General features: G+C 70.3%; 2 protein-coding genes. One reads left to right on the forward strand and one right to left on the reverse strand.

Going from position 1 to position 2,266, the window contains the following annotated elements; all coding sequences use genetic code 11:
- On the forward strand, positions 1–475 hold a 475-nt coding region (locus AC1DYN_RS32155), incomplete at its 5' end, for an EAL domain-containing protein (RefSeq protein WP_477966793.1).
- Between the two features lie 19 nt (positions 476–494).
- Here the strand turns inward: AC1DYN_RS32155 and AC1DYN_RS32160 are convergent.
- A partial coding sequence (locus tag AC1DYN_RS32160) for a penicillin acylase family protein (RefSeq protein WP_477966795.1) occupies positions 495–2,266 on the reverse strand: 1,772 nt, incomplete at its 5' end.

Below are 2,266 nucleotides of genomic sequence, written 5' to 3' on the forward strand. Positions count from 1 at the left end.
GAACCTGTCGCAGATCGTGCTCTCGGCACTGCTCGACACGGGACTCGAGCCGCGCCTGCTCGAACTGGAGCTCACCGAAGGCACGCTGATGGACGACGCGCGCGCCACGATGGTCACGCTCGAACGGCTGCGCAATATCGGCGTGCACCTGTCGATCGACGACTTCGGGACCGGGTACTCGTCGATGAATTACCTGAAGCGCTTCGATGTGCGCGCATTGAAAATCGACCGCAGCTTCATTTCGGGGCTGCCGCAGGATTCCGAAAACGCGGCCATCACGCGCGCGATCATCGCGATGGCGCACGGGCTCAAGATGGTCGTGGTGGCCGAAGGCGTCGAGACGGGCGAACAGCTCCTGCTGCTCGAAGAATACGGCTGCGATATGGTGCAGGGCTACTATCTCGGCCACCCGTCCGGCGCCGAGACGATCACCGAGCTGCTGCAGGTCGTGCAACTGGTGCTGCCGGCCAGGTAAGGCCGCAGCGCCAGTTGATTCACGGATGCAGGCGCAGCGTGTAGCGCGCCGCGCCCGGCAATAACGGCATCGGCTTGCCATCGACCCAGGCCCCATGCCCGGTCAGGAAAAACGGCGACAGCGGATGCCCGCTCTGCCCGCCCGGCATATTGTACAAACCCTCCTCTTCCCGGCCCGGCGACACGACCAGGCGTTCGGACTGGCCGAACTTCGGTCCTGCCACGCGCGGCATGTGCGCGTCGCCGGCCAGCTGGTCGGCCGGTGCGGCGAGCCAGGGCCGCAGCGCCGGCACCGCCATGCTGATCGGATGCGCGACGCCTGCCGTGTTGCGCTGGCCCCAGGTGGCTTGCGCCAGCGGCGTGCCGGCGTCCTGCAGCGCGGCGATCGCGCGGTCCACGGCGGCCAGTTGCAGCGCCTGCCAATCGGCGTGGCCCGGCGGCAGCCAGCCGGCAGGCCGGGCGTCGAACAGACGCGCCACCACAGCCGGCCAGCGCGCGCTGGCGCCGGCAGCGCTGGCCTTGGGGTCGAGGTCCTTCAGCGCCAGGTTGGCGCCGCCGTACAGCAGGTCGTGCAGCGCCCACATGAAGTCGCGCGCGAGGCGGTAGCCGACCGAATTCACACTGGCGCGGCCATCCCAGCTGGTCTCGAGCAGGCGCCGGAACTCGGCGCGCGCCGGATGCCCTGCCAGCGCCCCGGCGTCGAGCGCCCCCAGCGCGCGGTCGCGCCAGGCACCGATCAGGATCGCCCGGTCGTCCAACGCCGCGTCGAATGCGCGCCGCACGTCGGTCTGCGCGCCCAACGCCGCCAGGCCGTCGTGCAGCTGGTGGTTGCGCATGCCCAGGTCGTAGCCGCCGTCGCCCAGCAGCGCGTAACCGGCGCCCATCAACTGGCGGCTGTTGGCGGTGGTGAGCTGGCCATTGGCGGGATTGACCACGCGCGGGTGCGCCGCATAGGGCAGCGCGCCCGTCCAGGTGGGCGTTGCCGCATCCGGCGTCAGTGGAAAGGTGGTGTCGCCAGGGGCAGTCGTGCGCTGCGGCAGCAGGCCGGCGATCGTCCAGCCGATGTTGCCCTGCGCGTCGCCGGCCACGAAGTTCTGCGCCGGGATGCCATCGCTGGCCGCCGTCGCCAGCGCGGCATCGAGCGTGGCGCTGGATTCGAGTTTGAGATGCTGCATGTTCAGCGCCGCAGGATCGTGCGCGATCCAGTGCACGGCGTAGCTGCGGCCGGCGACCTCGCGGATCGGGCCAAGCGAAGTGTCGCGAACAACCATCCGTTCGGCCGGCGCGCCTTTCACCAGGATTGACTCGACGTGTTCCTGCGGCGTTTCCCACTGGCCCGCCACCTTGAACTGGCCCGGGCGCGCGGCATCGACACCCAGTTCGACCAGGTCCAGCGCATCGGCGTAGCTGTTGGTGAAGGCCCACGCCACCTGGCCATTGCTGCCGACGATGACCGAAGGCGGCGCGCCAGGCAGGCTCACGCCAGCGAGACGCCGTTGACCACCGGGCGCCGCCGGATCGGGAAAGCGCAGCGCCAGCCGGTACCAGATATTGGGCAGTTGCAGGCCAAGGTGCATGTCGTCGGCGACGATGGCCGCGCCGTTCGTGCTGCGGCTGCCGGCGAGCGCGTAGTTGTTGCTGCCGACCGAATCGGTCACGTCGAGGCCGGCCAGCTTGATGGGCGCATCCGGTGCGGTGGGCGCCCCGCCCCACCAGGCCGGCGCACGTGCGGGAATCGGGGCCGGCGCTGGCGGCGCGCCGCCGTCGAGCGTGGTGTCGAACACGGTCGCTT

Source organism: Rhizobacter sp. P2_D12 (assembly GCF_056404395.1).